Source organism: Limnohabitans sp. 103DPR2 (genome assembly GCF_001412575.1).
Lineage (GTDB): Bacteria > Pseudomonadota > Gammaproteobacteria > Burkholderiales > Burkholderiaceae_C > Limnohabitans_A.
The window spans coordinates 633,855-648,461 of record NZ_CP011834.1 but is presented as its reverse complement, the minus strand read 5'-3'; the positions used below and the strand labels follow the sequence as shown (position 1 = coordinate 648,461).

The window sequence follows — 14,607 nt, the reverse complement described above, 5'->3', positions numbered from 1 at the left end:
GCGGCTTAGGCTTTGTATTGCTTCGTGACCCACTCGCGGTAGGCCCCACTTTGCACATTGGCCACCCACTCGGCGTTGTCCAAATACCAAGCCACCGTTTTGCGAATGCCCGTTTCAAAGGTTTCTGCAGGTTTCCAGCCCAACTCTTTTTCGAGTTTGCGTGCATCGATGGCATAGCGTCGGTCGTGGCCAGGTCGGTCTTTCACATACGTGATTTGCGTTGCATACGACTGACCATCTGAGCGTGGGCGCATTTCATCCAACAGCGCGCACACGGTGTTCACAATCTCGATGTTGGGCTTCTCATTCCAGCCGCCCACGTTGTAGGTTTCACCCAGTTGACCGCCTTCTAAAACGCGGCGAATGGCGCTGCAATGGTCTTTGACATACAACCAATCGCGCACTTGCATGCCGTCGCCATAGACAGGCAAAGGTTTGCCGGCCAAGGCATTCACGATCATCAAAGGAATGAGTTTTTCGGGGAAGTGCAAAGGCCCATAGTTGTTGCTGCAGTTCGTGGTCAGCACAGGCAGGCCATAGGTGTGATGCCATGCACGCACCAAGTGATCGCTGGCGGCCTTGCTGGCACTGTAAGGACTGTTGGGCTCGTACTTGTTGTTTTCACTGAACGCAGGGTCTTGCGGGCTTAAGCTGCCGTAGACCTCGTCGGTGGACACATGCAAAAAACGAAACTGTTGCTGCGCTTCGGGCGCCAAGGCTTGCCAATAACCGCGCACGGATTCCAGCAAACGGAAGGTGCCCACAATGTTGGTTTCAATGAAATCACCAGGGCCATGGATAGAGCGGTCCACATGACTTTCAGCGGCAAAGTTCAACACCGCACGCGGCTGATGCTCAGCCAGTAGCTTGGGCAACAGCTTGTCATCGCCAATGTCGCCTTGCACAAAGACATGTTGGGGGTTGTTCTGCAAGGACGCCAACGACGCCATGTTGCCTGCATAGGTCAACTTGTCGAGGTTGATGATTTTTTCATCTGTGTTGGCAACCCAGTCCAACACGAAGTTGGCACCAATGAAGCCCGCACCACCGGTAATCAGAACAGACATGTTTTTCTTTCCAAAACTCTATTCTAGAAGCCTTGGCAGCCCTTGCCACTGCGGTTAAAGTGAGGTTTTGCCAAACCCACCCCAGAAGTACGGAGTTTTCATGGCCACCAAAGCATCCAGCAAGACAGGCACCAAGCCTACATCGAAGCCTGCATCCAAGACAGCACAAGCCAAAGCCTCAAGCAGCGAGCCCTTGCACAACACAGCCTCTAAAGACATGTGGTTGGCGGGCTTGGGGGCCATGGCCCAAGCCCAAGCCGTCGCTCAAGAAAAACTGCACGAGGCCACAGCGCACTTCAACCAATTGGCCCAAGGCCTGACCACGGGCATCAACACCAGCCTGGTGCAACCTGCCGGCATCAAAGTTGACCGCTTAGAACACCTGTTTGAAGACCGTGTTGCGCGGGCCCTGAAAAGCTTAGGCTTGCCGACTGCACAAGACGTGGCCGATCTGCAAGACCGAGTGGCCGCATTGGAGGCCGCGCTGAAAGCCTCCTCTAGCCGCACAAGCAAAGCGGCACCGCCCAAACGCACCAGTGCAAGTGCCAAGTCCCCCGCCACCAAAGCCCGCAAATAAGCACGCCGCGCGCCACACAACAACACATCACACGGCATGGCCAAAAAAGCACCTCGACGCACCGCTGAGCGCATCGCCACCGTGGCATTGGACTTGTTCAATCGCTATGGCGAACCCAATGTGTCGACCACGCTCATCTCTTCCGAGCTGAACATCAGTCCGGGCAATTTGTACTATCACTTTCCCGCCAAAGACCAGCTGGTCAGCCATCTGTTTGACGACTACAAAGATCGCATTCTGAAGTTGCTGGAGGCCAGCCAAGATGTGAAAGATGTGGAAGACGCTTGGTTCTTCTTACACTCTTTGTTTGAACACATTTGGGATCACCGCTTTTTGTACCGCGACCTCAACGATTTGTTGTCCAAAAATCGGCACTTAGAAACGCACTTCAAAAACATCCTCGAAGCGCAAACAGCCGCCTTGAACCATCTGCTGATGGCCTTGGCGCGTCAAGGCCACATTCGAAATGAAGCCGCCACCTTCACCACCCTGTCGGCCAGCATGTCGGTGGTGGTGACCTATTGGCTGAGCTATGAATATGTGCGCAATCCGCGCCACGCCATGGAGCCCGAAAGCGCAGGCGAGGCATTGGCGCGCGGTGCACGCCATGTGCTGTTGTTGTTGGCGCCTTATTTAGAGCGCGCCGACGAACGCGCGCACTTGATGCAATTGACGCAAGCTTACGAAGTTAACTGAAGCGCGATTGCGCCAGCTTCAACAAGCCGTCAAAAATAAGGCTGTCGACCAATTCAAATTGAATGGCCATGCTGGGGGCCATTTTCCAGCCAGCACCACCGGTCATCACACAGGCGGGTTCCATGCCCGTGTGGTCTCGCAAATGCTGAACCATGCGCTCGCAAGCCCCGGCAATGGCATACGTGCCACCGCTGGTGAGGGCATCGCTGGTGTTGGTGGGAAAAGGCCGCACCTCACCGGTGGGCACATGCAAACCGGCCGTGCCAGATTCCAATGCACGCAGCATGATGCCGTGCCCCGGCAAAATCAAACCGCCTAAAAATTTACCGTGTTGGTCCAAGGCTTCCACCGTGACGGCCGTGCCTACCATGACCACCACCAAGGGCTTGGCCTCCCCTTTCAGCATCAAGCGATGTCGGGCACCAATCATGGCCACCCATCGGTCTGAGCCTAAACGGGTGGGGTGGTCATAGCCATTGGACACACCGGCTTCTTCAGTGGACGACACCACCCACTGGGGCGCGATGTCCCACAACTCCATTTGTTCTTGAACACGCCGCTTGACGGCATCTCCGGCCACCACACAGCCCAGCATGTGATCTGGCACAGGCAAACTGGCCCACGGCCCCTCTGCCAAGGTTTCAATGTTCTCGAGAAATTCTGCACCCTGTGCCAGCACATTGGCTTGGGTGTGAGGACGATCGTAAAGCGCCCACTTCAAGCGGGTGTTGCCGACGTCGATGGCCAAAAAAGTCATATGGGCGATGATAATGATTTTTTGGATCTGAAGCGGCGGTCTGCTTCAATCTTTCAATAGAGACAAACACTCAGGGTTGACGCCTGATCAGTGGGCTGAGTTTTTTCCATGGCAAATCAGCAGGGTCTGCCGCCATGGGGCCAGGGGCTTTGGCCACCAACACCTCAGAGGCGATAGGTGTGAAGTCAGCCCGGAAGTGGTTCGAACTTTTCACCACCACGATCTTCATCTGCTCGGCATGGATGCCCACGGTTCGCAACAATTCACGGTCTAGCAACTGCACTTTGCCGCTGACCACCGCAATCAAAATGCCGTCAATTTCCAAACACGCACTGGGGCCCATTTGCACCGCAACGCCCGTCATCATGGGGCCCTTCAACACGCAGCGGCCATCGCTGATGGCCTTGACATTAAAGCGTGCCTGCAAGGGCGGATCGCTGAGTTGCCCCGTGAAGATGGGCACGGCTTTGCCCAAACTGCAATGGATTTGCGCACCCACACCGGCTTCAAAAGCCATTTGAGCGGCAGCCGGATCAAACACCAAGCCCACAGCAACTTGTCCAGGAAAGACTTTGCCGGCACCTTGCTGCAACAGTGCATGCAACATGCCTGTGGTGTTGCTGTCCCCGCCTGCGCCAGGGTTGTCTTGGGTGTCGGCAATCACCACGGGCGCAGTCACTTTGCCTGCAGTGGCCATCGCATGCACCACGGCTTCTCGCGCAGGCAGCCAATGAGGTCGCCACACAGCGGGCTCGCTGATGGCCTTGAAGAGTTGCTCAACCACGGCTTCGGCCTGAGGACCATGCCCCCAAACCACAGGGCCGCACTCTTCAAAATCAGATGCCGGAAAGCCCATGCAAAAACTCAGCATCACACCCGACTCACGGTCTAGGGCCAGCAATTGTTCGTAGGCGGATTTGGCAGGAGCCATCCAAGTCGACTGCGCATTCAAAGAAATCAAAAAGGGAAAACGCCGCGCGTACATCGGCTCTTTGCGACCCAGTTTCAATCGGCGCTGCATCAACTGCGCCGCCAACTCACCCGTGTCGGCCATGTCAATGTGCGGATAGGTTCTGTAAGACACCAAGGCATCACTTTGCGCCAGCATGCGCTGCGTCACATTGGCATGCAAATCCAAGCTGGCCACGATGGGCATAGCAGGGCCCACCAATTGCCGAATGCGTGTCAACAACTCGCCTTCACTGTCATCGGCATGTTCGGCAACCGCCGCACCATGGAGGTCCAAATAAATGCCATCCAGTCCTTGGGGCAACGCATGCCGAATGTCCTCCAAGATGGCGGCTGCAATGTTTTCAAAAGCTTCTTGCGTCACATAAGAGGAAGGCGTTGCGCCTGCCCATGCAGAAGGCACCAATTCCCACTGCCAACGCTTGGCTGCATCCATGAAGCCCGAGATGGGCATGTTAATACCGGTCATTTGATCGATGACCGTTTGTCCCCGCATGTAGGCCGGAAAAGATTCACCGCAATTGAAGGCGGCCCAATCGGCCAGGCTGGGGGCAAAAGTATTGGTCTCGTGCTGATAGCCAGCGATCAGAATTTTGGTCATGCAAAAAACTTTATCGCATCGCGCCCGTCAAACTCAAACTGGCCAGCGCCATCACTTTGGCAGAATCCACCAACTCTTGAATGCCCACGTACTCGTTGGGTTGATGGGCCAAATCCAAGATGCCAGGGCCATAGGCAATGCAGTCTCTGAGCTTGCCACTTCGCACAATGTGCTTTTGGTCATAGGTGCCAGGGCTGGCAATGTAAGAAGGTTCGCGGCCGAGCACGCGCGCAATGGCCCGCGCTGTGGCATCGACCACTGGTGCGTCACGCGGCGTGGCCGTGGGCACAAAGCTCATGATGTCGCGAATGCCGTAATCAAAGCCAGGGCGTGTGCGCTTCAGTTCATCGAGCATGTCGATGATTTCTTGCTTCACAGCTTCCAAATTTTCTTCGGCAATGAAGCGCCTGTCGAGCACGGTGCGGCAACTGTGCGCCACCACAGGCGAAGGCGCATCAGCGGTGGGCCAACCGCGTTCATCGGTGGCGTATCGCTGCTCAACTTGACCACCATGAATGCTGTTGATGTTCAAAGTGCTGACGCGCGCACCCGGGGGCTCCACCGGTTCAGAGGTGTGACGCTGCTTCAGCTGCGGTTGCAATTGGGTTTCGAGCAAATGAATGAACGCGCTCATGTGGTTGATGGCGCTGTCGCCCAAAAACGGCATCGAACCATGGGCAATGCGGCCTTTGGTTTCTACCTCGCTCCACCACACACCGCGGTGACCTAAGCAGATGCGGTCAACACCCAAGGGCTCGGGAATGATGACATGGTGCACACGTGGTTTGCTGAAGTAACCTCGCTCGGCCAAATAGCCCACACCCGCAAAGCCCCCTGATTCTTCATCGACCGTTCCACTGATTTCAAGGGCCCCCGGAATGGACATGCCCGATTCAATCAAGGCTTCACAGGCAATGATGCTAGCGGCCAAGCCGCCCTTCATGTCGCAGGTGCCACGGCCATAAATTTTGCCGTCACGAATCTCTGCACCAAAGGGATCAGAGGTCCAACCAGTGCCGGCTTCAACCACATCGATGTGGCTGTTGAAGTGAACACACTCACCAGAACCTGTGCCTTCCCAACGGGCCACCACGTTCATGCGCGGTTTGGCATCGGAGTCGCCAGGTGCGCCGTGGGCCCGCACATATTCAACGGCAAAACCGCGCGGCTTTAAGCGCTCGCCAATGAATCTGGCGCAAGCCTCGTAGGCATCGCCAGGTGGATTCACCGTGGGGATGCGCACCAAATCTTGCGTCAATGCCACCACCTCGTCTTGCTTGGCCTCAATGCGCGCCAACAAGGCTTGAACTTGGGGGCTGAGGTCGGCCGGGGTGGTTTTTGAGTTCATCAGTTTTGTCTCCAGGGCAAGCCCCGTTTGCGCCAGCCACCGAGCAAGCCGCGGTGAGCGTTGGCATCTGGGTCGCCCTCAAAGCCTTCCAAAATGTTGTAAGCCTCTAGGCCCAATTGGGTTGCGCGCTGGGCAGCCGCCACAGAACGCACACCACTGCGGCACAGTAACACGATCTTTTTGCCTTCAGCGCCAATGCGTTGAATGCCTGCATCAAAGTCAGGGTTGACATCCACCACAGGCCATTGCTTCCATGCCAAGGGTTTGGCTTCTGGCACAAAGCCCACCCATGCGCGTTCTGCATCAGAACGCACATCGACCATCACCGCTTCACCCGACTGCACCCAATGCCAAGCTAGCTCTGGAAAGACATCGCCTGCATAGCCCTCTGCAGGTCGCACACTCACAACATCATGGGACACAACTTCTCCTCCTGCGTCGTGGCGTAAGCCCGACTTTAAATTGGCGGGAACCGCTTCATCGATTCGCCGCGGTTTGGGTAAATTCAACTGGGCCATGATGGCCTCAAACTGCGCCAGCGTTTTGCCAGCCACGCGCGCATTGTGTTGCATTTCATGGCCGATGCTGGAATGTGTGCGACCTTGGTAATCATGACCCGGCCACACTGTGGTGTTGGCAGGCAACTTGAATAAAATTTCAGTCAAGCTGTTGAACATGTCTTTGGCACTGCCCGATTGAAAATCGGTGCGACCGCAACCGCCAATCAACAGCGTGTCGCCAGAGAACACATGGCCAGCTTGCGCTGTGGCCACATAAAAACACATGCTGCCAGCCGTGTGACCTGGCGTGTGCAGCGCCTTCAAGGCATAGGCGCCAAAGGAAATCATTTGGCCATCGACCAACTGCACCGCGGCAGTCCCAATGTGGCACCCCTCGGGCGCTGCTGTTTGCGCACCCAAGTGCTCGGCCAACAAGCCGGCACTGGTGATGTGGTCTGCATGGGCATGTGTTTCCAATGCCCAGCGAAGTTTCAAACCCAGGGTTTGAATGGTTTTTTTATCGCGTTCAAGTTGCGTGTCCACCGGATCGATGATGACCGCTTCCAAGCTGTGCGCGTCATACACCACATAGGTGTAGGTGCTGGACTCGGGGTCAAACAGCTGAACGATTTGAAGGGTTTGAGAAGACATGCTGCGCCAAACGACTTATGCAAACTTCGTGAGCATCTCGGCCACATGCTCTGCCGATTGATCGCCTTGCTCAATCATGCAGCCCACCATGGAGAAAAAGGCTTTGTCCAAGGCTTTGCGAGATGCGGCCATTTGCTGGGCAATTTTTTCACAATCGGCATCGGAATCGATCAACTTTTGGAGGCCACGGAGTTGGCCTTCAATGCGGGCCAAACGGGCACAAAGGGCTTTCTTTTTTTCGGGATCAGCTAGGCGGCTCATGCGGTTCTTTCAAGGTGAATGCAAATTATGATAACTTTTGCCACCGTTTGAGAACATATTTCAGGAACTCTGTTTGATGCTTGCCAATTTGCACCCTTATTTCATTGCTGCCATCGGCGGCATCCTCATTGGATTGGCCAGCTGGCTTTTGTGGTGGGGCTTGGGACGCATTGCCGGCGTCAGCAGCATCACGTCGGAGGCTCTGGCAGCCCCCACCCATCCCGACACTTGGCGCTGGGCGTTTTTGGCCGGCTTGATTGTGGGCGGTTGCCTTCTGGGTCAAGGCCTTGAAAGTCCAACACTGCCCACCCGCCCCTTGTATCTGCTCATCCCAGCAGGCCTGTTGGTCGGCTTTGGCACCGTGTGGGGCAGTGGCTGCACCAGTGGCCACGGGGTGTGCGGCTTGGGCCGTTTGTCCTTGCGTTCATTGGTGGCGGTTGGCACGTTCATGGCTATAGGCATGATCACGGTGACTTTGATGCGAGGTGCCGCATGACCGAAGCACTGCAAGGCAACCCCATCCGCGCGGGTCGACTGGGCCTGGCCTTTTCTGCCGGACTGGTCTTTGCTGCCGGCCTGGTCCTGTCTGGCATGACCCAGCCGCTCAAAGTATTGGGTTTCTTGGACATCACGGCCATCACCAAGGGCCCCTTTCCCGGTTTATGGGACCCCACCTTGGCCTTTGTCATGGGCGGTGCGGTGTGTGTCACCCTGCTGGCATTTGCCTGGACACAAAAACTGGCCACGGCGCCTTTGTTCGCCAATCAGTACCACGAACCTGCCGTGAACCAGATCGACATGCCCTTGGTGGGTGGCGCCGCTTTGTTTGGCGCAGGCTGGGGCTTGGCGGGCTATTGCCCAGGTCCTGCCTTGGCTTCCGCACTTTTAAGTGTTGATGCCCTGATTTTTACGGGCGCCATGCTGCTGGGCATGTTGATTTGTAAGACTTTTCTAAGTAAACGCGCTAAGATCGCAAGTTGACGTTGACGTAAACGTCAATTAGACTGGGCCGCCTGTTTAAGCGGCCCTTTTTCTCCTTGACTGGAACCTTGCCATGACCGACTTGTCTGCCGAATTCAAAGCCCTTGCCGAATACCGCCCCACGCACAAAGTGCGCTTTGTGACGGCTGCCAGTTTGTTTGATGGCCACGATGCCGCCATCAACATCATGCGTCGCATCTTGCAAAGCATGGGCGCCGAAGTGATTCACTTGGGCCACAACCGTTCGGTCGATGAGGTGGTGACCGCTGCCTTGCAAGAAGACGCACAAGGCATCGCGATCAGCTCTTACCAAGGCGGCCACGTTGAGTATTTCAAGTACATGGTGGACTTGCTGCGCCAACGCGGCGGCGAACACATTCAAGTGTTTGGCGGCGGCGGCGGTGTGATCGTTCCTGCCGAAATTCGCGAACTGCATGCCTATGGCGTGGGTCGCATTTACTCCCCCGAAGACGGCCAGCGCATGGGCTTGGCCGGCATGATTGGCGAGATGGTGATGCGCTGCGACAAAGACATCAGCGCCTACGCCCCTAAAGATTTGAAAGCCATTCAAGGTGGCACAGAGGCCAACTGGCGTTCCTTGTCACAACTCATCACAGTGCTGGAAAACGGCAATGCATCTGCCGACATGGTGGCCGCATTGCGCACCGAAGCCGCCAAGCACAAAGTGCCCGTGTTGGGCATTACCGGCACAGGTGGTGCGGGTAAATCTTCACTCACTGATGAACTGATTCGCCGCTTGCGTTTGGACCAAGGCGACGACTTGCGCATTGCCGTGGTGTCGATCGATCCTTCACGCCGCAAGAGTGGTGGCGCCTTGTTGGGCGACCGCATTCGCATGAACGCCATCAACCCTTGGCGCAATGGCGCACGCGTGTTCATGCGCAGCTTGGCCACGCGCGATTTTGGAAGTGAAATTTCGGCAGCACTGCCCGATGTGGTGGCCGCGTGCAAGGTGGCCGGCTTTGATGTGGTCGTGGTTGAGACCTCTGGCATTGGCCAAGGCGATGCCGCCATCGTGCCGCACGTCGATGTGCCCATGTACGTCATGACGCCCGAGTTTGGCGCCGCCAGCCAATTGGAAAAAATCGACATGCTCGACTTTGCCGAGTTTGTGGCCATCAACAAGTTTGACCGCAAAGGCGCCAGCGATGCCCTGCGCGATGTGGCCAAACAAGTTCAGCGCAACAAAGAAGCTTGGACAGTTCCCACAGAACAAATGCCTGTGTTTGGCACCATGGCTGCGCGCTTCAACGACGATGGCGTGACGGCTTTGTACCAAGCCCTCAAAGTGCGCTTGGGCGAATTGGGGTTGAAGTTGAAAGAAGGACAATTGCCTCGGGTCGATGTGCGCCACAGCACCAACCAAACCCCGGTGGTGCCTGCAGCACGGACACGTTACTTGGCAGAAATCAGTGACACTGTGCGTGGCTACAAAAAACAAGCGCGCGCCCAAGCCAAACTGGCACGCGAGATTCAACAACTGCGTGCCGCTGCAGTGATGTTGGAAGTGGACAAACCCGGTCGCGCTAAAGCTGCAGAAGCCGCCATCGACTTGGCTGTTCGCCGCGAAGAAACACAAGACCCTTCGGCCAAAAAACTCTTAGCCCAATGGCCCGAAATGCAAAAAGCTTATGCGGGTGACGAGTATGTGGTCAAAATTCGCGACAAAGAAATTCGCACGGCACTGACATCGAAGAGTTTGTCAGGCACCACCATTCGCAAAGTGTCCTTGCCCACCTACGAAGACCATGGAGAAATTTTGAAATGGTTGATGTTGGACAATGTGCCTGGCAGCTTCCCCTACACCGCCGGCACCTTTGCATTCAAACGTGAAGGCGAAGACCCCACCCGCATGTTTGCGGGTGAAGGCGACGCCTTTCGCACCAACACACGCTTCAAGCTCTTGAGCGAAGGCATGCCCGCCAAGCGTTTGTCGACCGCCTTTGACTCGGTCACCTTGTACGGCAACGACCCCGATCCCCGTCCCGACATCTACGGCAAAGTGGGCAACTCGGGCGTGAGCATTGCCACCTTGGACGACATGAAAGTGCTCTACAGTGGCTTTGACTTGTGCAATCCCAGCACCAGCGTATCCATGACCATCAATGGGCCAGCACCGACCATCTTGGCCATGTTCATGAACACCGCCATCGATCAAAACTTGGAAAAGTTCAAAGCCGAAAATGGTCGCGAACCCACCGACACCGAAGCTGCCAAAATTCGCGAATGGGTGTTGGCCAATGTGCGCGGCACCGTGCAAGCAGACATCCTGAAAGAAGACCAAGGCCAAAACACTTGCATCTTCAGCACCGAGTTCAGCCTGAAGGTGATGGGCGACATTGCGCAATACTTTGTCCACCACGATGTGCGCAACTTCTACTCCGTGTCGATCAGCGGTTATCACATTGCTGAAGCCGGCGCCAACCCCATCAGTCAGCTGGCCTTCACGCTGTCCAATGGCTTTACGTTTGTAGAAGCCTACTTGGCGCGCGGGATGCACATCGATGACTTTGCGCCCAACCTGAGTTTCTTCTTCAGCAACGGCATGGACCCCGAGTACACCGTGCTAGGCCGCGTGGCCCGCCGTATTTGGGCGGTCGCCATGAAGAACAAATACGGTGCCAACGAGCGCAGCCAAAAGTTGAAATACCACATTCAAACCTCAGGCCGCTCTTTGCACGCACAAGAGATTCAGTTCAACGACATTCGCACCACGCTGCAAGCGCTGATTGCCATTTACGACAATTGCAACTCACTGCACACCAATGCGTTTGACGAAGCCATCACCACGCCCACTGAAGAAAGCGTGCGCCGTGCCATGGCCATTCAGCTCATCATCAACCGCGAGTGGGGCTTGGCCAAAAACGAGAACCCCAACCAAGGCGCTTTCATCATTGAAGAGCTCACCGAGTTGGTGGAAGAAGCCGTGCTCACTGAGTTTGAAAAGATTGCCGATCGCGGCGGTGTCTTGGGCGCCATGGAAACTGGCTATCAACGCGGCAAGATTCAAGACGAGTCCATGCACTACGAGATGCTCAAGCACACCGGCGAGTACCCCATCATTGGCGTCAACACCTTCCGCAACCCTAAGGGCGACGAAGTGCTCGAGAAGCTGGAACTGGCCCGCTCGACCGAGGACGAGAAAAAATCTCAGCTCGACCGTTTGCATGCCTTCCACGCCAAACACGCCAAAGAATCGCCTGCCATGTTGAGTCGCTTGCAACAGGCTGTGATTCACAACGACAACGTGTTTGAGGTCTTGATGGAAGCCGTGCGTGTTTGCTCATTGGGTCAAATTACCAACGCTCTCTTTGAGGTCGGCGGTCAATACCGCAGAAACATGTAATTCGTGTGAATGCCTCTCCAAGGTGACATCAGCAGGGTGAAAGTCCTGCTGATTTACTTTGTTTATCGCTTTGTGCGACATTACGCGCATGAACATCCTTTTCATTGTCGACCCCCTCGCCTCCTTCAAGATCAAGAAGGACACCAGCTTTGCAATGATGCGCGAAGCACAAAAGCGAGGCCACCAAGTCAGCGCCTGCGAAGTGCCCCACATTCAGTGGCAGCGTGGCGAATGCGTCAAAGCGCAAGTGCAAGACCTGCATCTAACCGGTGACACCACCACTTGGTACGAGGTCACTTCATCGCGCGAAGCATGGCTCAAAGACTTTGACGCCATCATCATGCGCAAAGACCCGCCCTTCGACAGCGAGTATTTCTACGCCACGCATTTGCTCAGTCAAGCCGAGCGCGAAGGCGCCAAAGTGTTCAACAAAGCGTCTGCTTTGCGCGACCACCCCGAAAAACTGGCCATCATGGAGTTCCCCCAGTTCATTGGCCCCACCTTGGTCACACGTTCAGCCGACGCCATCAAAGCGTTTCATGCAGAACACCAAGACATTATCTTGAAGCCACTGGATGGCATGGGCGGCATGGGCATTTTCCGCGTGGGTGCCGACGGTTTGAATCTGGGCTCGATCATCGAGACCTTGAATTTGGACGGCGCGCAGTCGGTCATGGTGCAAAAGTTCTTACCTGCCATTGCGCAAGGCGACAAGCGCGTGCTCATCATTGGCGGCAAGCCTGTGCCCTTCTGCTTGGCGCGCATTCCGCAAGGCGGCGAAGTGCGCGGCAACTTGGCGGCAGGCGGCAAAGGCGTGGCGCAACCCATTGCCGACAACGACCGCTCAATTGCCGAAGCCATTGGTCCCCTCTTGGCGGCGCGTGGTTTGTTGTTGATTGGCCTTGATGTGATTGGCACCAGCGTGACCGAAATCAACGTCACCAGCCCCACTTGCTTCCAAGAGATTTTTGATCAAACGGGTTGCGACGTGGCGGCGATTTTCATCGACGCTTTGGAAGCAGCGGTGAAAGCTGCGGCTTAAAGCAAAGCCCCGTCTCTGAACACCATCACCTCACCGGGCACAAAAGCCGTCCAAGGCTCGTCCAATGTGAGGGGTGCGGTGACCACCACCGCCACGCGATCGGTCGGGTTGGTTTGTTCGGCAAAGTTCACCTGCACATCCTCGTCTTTGAGCGTAGCCGTTTTGAACGGGTATTGCCGCAGCACATAGTGCAGGTTGGTTGATGCGTGTGCCCACAGCGCTTGGCCATTGGACAACAAGAAATTGAAGGTGCCGTGCTTGGCTATGGAAGGCACCAACTCACGCAACGTGAGTGTGAGTTCTTCCACACTGGGCACCGAAGCATGCGACTTAGACAACTCTTGCATGATCCAACAAAACGCTCTTTCGCTGTCGGTTTGGCCCACAGGATGAAAGCTGCCATGCAAACGCGGATTGAAATTTTCTAAATTGCCGTTGTGCGCAAACACCCAATAGCGTCCCCACAGTTCACGCACAAATGGGTGGCAGTTTTCCAGTGACACTGCGCCTTGCGTCGCTTTGCGAATGTGCGCAATGACATTCTGACTCTTGATGGGATAGCGCCTGATGAGCTCGGCCACAGGCGACTTGCTGGCCTCTTGGTGGTCTACAAAATGCCGAACCCCCGCACCCTCAAAAAAGGCAATGCCCCAACCATCTGAATGATGGTCGGTGACACCGCCCCTTTGAGAAAAGCCACTGAAGCTGAAGGTGGCGTCAGTGGGCGTGTTGCAATTCATGCCCAAGAGTTGGCACATGCTCAATGTTCTCCGGTTAAAACCACTTGCTCATAGGCGTGCAATGAAGGCAAACCTCCAGTGTGCAAGAACATCACATTCTCGTCGGGATTGAAGAAACCTTTGCGCGCCAAACCAATTAAACCTGCCATGATTTTGCCAGTGTAAACAGGGTCCAACAAAATGCCTTCGCTGCGGGCCAGCATTTGCACAGCCTCCACCATCATGTCGTTGGGGATGGAGTATTTGGGCTGCCAGTAGCCGCCCACACTCACCACCTTGTCACGCGGAATGGTCAAGCCCACATTGAGCAAATCGGCCACGGCTTGTGCTTCTTTGTACACCAGCGGTTCTTGATCCGCCGGATCTCGGCTCACGCCAATGCCCACAATGGGAATGTCAATGTGATTGCCCAAAAAACCGGCCAACAAACCGCCATGGGTCCCCGAACTGCCCGAGCCCACTACCACGCGGTCGATGGTGACGCCCATGTCATAGAACTGCTGTTGCAACTCTTGCGCGCAAGCCACATAACCCAAGCCACCCAAGGCATTGGAGCCGCCGCCTGGAATGATGTAGGCCTTGCCACCTTGTGCCGTCACCTCATCGGCCACCTTTTGCATGGCCTCGGCCATGTTGCTGCCACCGGGCACCACCGTGATGGCTTCAACGCCCATCAAGTTGAACATGAAGTTGTTGCCGCTGGCCGTGGAACTGTAGCTGCCGGGCACCCGCTCTTCAATCACAAAACGGCAACGCAAACCTTCTTTCACGGCCGCAGCCAAGGTGATGCGGCAATGGTTGGACTGCGGCGCACCGCAAGTGACCAAGGTGGTGGCACCTTTCTCAAGCGCATCGGCCGCCAAAAACTCCAACTTGCGTGTTTTGTTGCCACCCGGGAATAGCCCCAGCATGTCATCGCGCTTGATCCAAACGCGCGGACCTTTGCCTCCCGGGCAGGTGGTAGCTAGCGCTTGGCTGAAACGGGGTGCGAATTCCAAAGGTGTGGGGTGTTCGGTGTAAACACGGCGGGGAAATCGAGACAAATCCATG

14 protein-coding genes and 1 pseudogene are annotated in these 14,607 nt (G+C 55.9%); 6 read left to right on the top strand and 9 right to left on the bottom strand.

Features of this window, described 5'->3' with window-relative positions:
- Window positions 1–5 precede the first annotated feature (5 nt).
- Window positions 6–1,067, bottom strand: coding sequence for a dTDP-glucose 4,6-dehydratase (gene rfbB / locus L103DPR2_RS03115; protein ID WP_055359705.1), 1,062 nt, complete (start codon window positions 1,065–1,067; stop codon window positions 6–8).
- A 100-nt stretch (window positions 1,068–1,167) separates the two neighbouring features.
- Between rfbB and L103DPR2_RS03110 the strand changes: the two genes are divergently transcribed.
- Together L103DPR2_RS03110 and L103DPR2_RS03105 are read left to right on the top strand one after the other, a co-directional pair.
- Entirely contained in the window at window positions 1,168–1,644 is a 477-nt protein-coding gene (locus L103DPR2_RS03110) for a phasin family protein (protein WP_082466694.1), read from the top strand.
- Between the two features lie 36 nt (window positions 1,645–1,680).
- Window positions 1,681–2,340: a TetR/AcrR family transcriptional regulator gene (locus L103DPR2_RS03105; RefSeq protein WP_055359704.1), complete on the top strand. Its 660-nt coding sequence runs from the start codon at window positions 1,681–1,683 to the stop codon at window positions 2,338–2,340.
- On the opposite strand, the gene L103DPR2_RS03100 is transcribed toward L103DPR2_RS03105, so the two are convergent.
- The 6 genes and pseudogenes from L103DPR2_RS03100 to L103DPR2_RS03080 form a co-directional block, all read right to left on the bottom strand.
- Window positions 2,333–3,097, bottom strand: a complete 765-nt coding sequence (locus L103DPR2_RS03100; RefSeq protein ID WP_055359703.1) for a type III pantothenate kinase — start codon at window positions 3,095–3,097, stop codon at window positions 2,333–2,335. The two genes, L103DPR2_RS03105 and L103DPR2_RS03100, sit on opposite strands and share 8 nt — an antisense overlap.
- A 70-nt stretch (window positions 3,098–3,167) precedes the next feature.
- A complete protein-coding gene (locus L103DPR2_RS03095; protein WP_055359702.1) occupies window positions 3,168–4,667 on the bottom strand; it encodes a M81 family metallopeptidase in 1,500 nt (499 codons plus the stop codon).
- Window positions 4,668–4,677: 10 nt separating this feature from the next.
- A complete protein-coding gene (locus L103DPR2_RS03090; protein WP_055359701.1) occupies window positions 4,678–6,015 on the bottom strand; it encodes an acetylornithine deacetylase/succinyl-diaminopimelate desuccinylase family protein in 1,338 nt (445 codons plus the stop codon).
- Window positions 6,015–6,437: a rhodanese-like domain-containing protein gene (locus tag L103DPR2_RS14455; protein WP_231717710.1), complete on the bottom strand. Its 423-nt coding sequence runs from the start codon at window positions 6,435–6,437 to the stop codon at window positions 6,015–6,017. The genes L103DPR2_RS03090 and L103DPR2_RS14455 overlap by 1 nt, the downstream gene beginning before the upstream one ends.
- Before the next feature lie 201 nt (window positions 6,438–6,638).
- Window positions 6,639–7,166: pseudogene (locus L103DPR2_RS14450) on the bottom strand (MBL fold metallo-hydrolase); the annotation flags it as partial.
- Between the two features lie 15 nt (window positions 7,167–7,181).
- Window positions 7,182–7,427, bottom strand: a complete 246-nt coding sequence (locus L103DPR2_RS03080) for a metal-sensitive transcriptional regulator (RefSeq protein WP_055359699.1) — start codon at window positions 7,425–7,427, stop codon at window positions 7,182–7,184.
- 76 nt (window positions 7,428–7,503) lie between these two features.
- Here L103DPR2_RS03080 and L103DPR2_RS03075 point away from each other — a divergent pair, with 76 nt between their 5' ends.
- The 4 genes from L103DPR2_RS03075 to gshB all read left to right on the top strand — a co-directional run bounded on the left by L103DPR2_RS03075 (window position 7,504) and on the right by gshB (window position 12,817).
- Complete coding sequence (locus L103DPR2_RS03075; RefSeq protein ID WP_055359698.1) at window positions 7,504–7,923, top strand: YeeE/YedE family protein; 420 nt, start codon at window positions 7,504–7,506, stop codon at window positions 7,921–7,923.
- Window positions 7,920–8,408: a DUF6691 family protein gene (locus L103DPR2_RS03070; protein ID WP_055359697.1), complete on the top strand. Its 489-nt coding sequence runs from the start codon at window positions 7,920–7,922 to the stop codon at window positions 8,406–8,408. The genes L103DPR2_RS03075 and L103DPR2_RS03070 overlap by 4 nt, the downstream gene beginning before the upstream one ends.
- A gap of 73 nt (window positions 8,409–8,481) precedes the next feature.
- Window positions 8,482–11,775, top strand: coding sequence for a fused isobutyryl-CoA mutase/GTPase IcmF (gene icmF / locus L103DPR2_RS03065; protein ID WP_055359696.1), 3,294 nt, complete (start codon window positions 8,482–8,484; stop codon window positions 11,773–11,775).
- Between the two features lie 88 nt (window positions 11,776–11,863).
- Window positions 11,864–12,817, top strand: a complete 954-nt coding sequence (gshB, locus tag L103DPR2_RS03060) for a glutathione synthase (RefSeq protein WP_055359695.1) — start codon at window positions 11,864–11,866, stop codon at window positions 12,815–12,817.
- On the opposite strand, the gene L103DPR2_RS03055 is transcribed toward gshB, so the two are convergent.
- Together L103DPR2_RS03055 and L103DPR2_RS03050 are read right to left on the bottom strand one after the other, a co-directional pair.
- Window positions 12,814–13,575: a class II glutamine amidotransferase gene (locus L103DPR2_RS03055; protein WP_055359694.1), complete on the bottom strand. Its 762-nt coding sequence runs from the start codon at window positions 13,573–13,575 to the stop codon at window positions 12,814–12,816. The two genes, gshB and L103DPR2_RS03055, sit on opposite strands and share 4 nt — an antisense overlap.
- 2 nt (window positions 13,576–13,577) lie before the next feature.
- Window positions 13,578–14,606: a D-cysteine desulfhydrase gene (locus L103DPR2_RS03050; RefSeq protein ID WP_055359693.1), complete on the bottom strand. Its 1,029-nt coding sequence runs from the start codon at window positions 14,604–14,606 to the stop codon at window positions 13,578–13,580.
- Window position 14,607 lies beyond the last annotated feature (1 nt).

Coding starts and splice junctions, on each gene's coding strand:
- rfbB (WP_055359705.1), bottom strand. CDS start 1,067: ATGTCTGTTCTGATTACCGGTGGTGCGGGCTTCATTGGTGCCAACTTC.
- L103DPR2_RS03110 (WP_082466694.1), top strand. CDS start 1,168: ATGGCCACCAAAGCATCCAGCAAGACAGGCACCAAGCCTACATCGAAG.
- L103DPR2_RS03105 (WP_055359704.1), top strand. CDS start 1,681: ATGGCCAAAAAAGCACCTCGACGCACCGCTGAGCGCATCGCCACCGTG.
- L103DPR2_RS03100 (WP_055359703.1), bottom strand. CDS start 3,097: ATGACTTTTTTGGCCATCGACGTCGGCAACACCCGCTTGAAGTGGGCG.
- L103DPR2_RS03095 (WP_055359702.1), bottom strand. CDS start 4,667: ATGACCAAAATTCTGATCGCTGGCTATCAGCACGAGACCAATACTTTT.
- L103DPR2_RS03090 (WP_055359701.1), bottom strand. CDS start 6,015: ATGAACTCAAAAACCACCCCGGCCGACCTCAGCCCCCAAGTTCAAGCC.
- L103DPR2_RS03080 (WP_055359699.1), bottom strand. CDS start 7,427: ATGAGCCGCCTAGCTGATCCCGAAAAAAAGAAAGCCCTTTGTGCCCGT.
- L103DPR2_RS03075 (WP_055359698.1), top strand. CDS start 7,504: ATGCTTGCCAATTTGCACCCTTATTTCATTGCTGCCATCGGCGGCATC.
- L103DPR2_RS03070 (WP_055359697.1), top strand. CDS start 7,920: ATGACCGAAGCACTGCAAGGCAACCCCATCCGCGCGGGTCGACTGGGC.
- icmF (WP_055359696.1), top strand. CDS start 8,482: ATGACCGACTTGTCTGCCGAATTCAAAGCCCTTGCCGAATACCGCCCC.
- gshB (WP_055359695.1), top strand. CDS start 11,864: ATGAACATCCTTTTCATTGTCGACCCCCTCGCCTCCTTCAAGATCAAG.
- L103DPR2_RS03055 (WP_055359694.1), bottom strand. CDS start 13,575: ATGTGCCAACTCTTGGGCATGAATTGCAACACGCCCACTGACGCCACC.
- L103DPR2_RS03050 (WP_055359693.1), bottom strand. CDS start 14,606: ATGGATTTGTCTCGATTTCCCCGCCGTGTTTACACCGAACACCCCACA.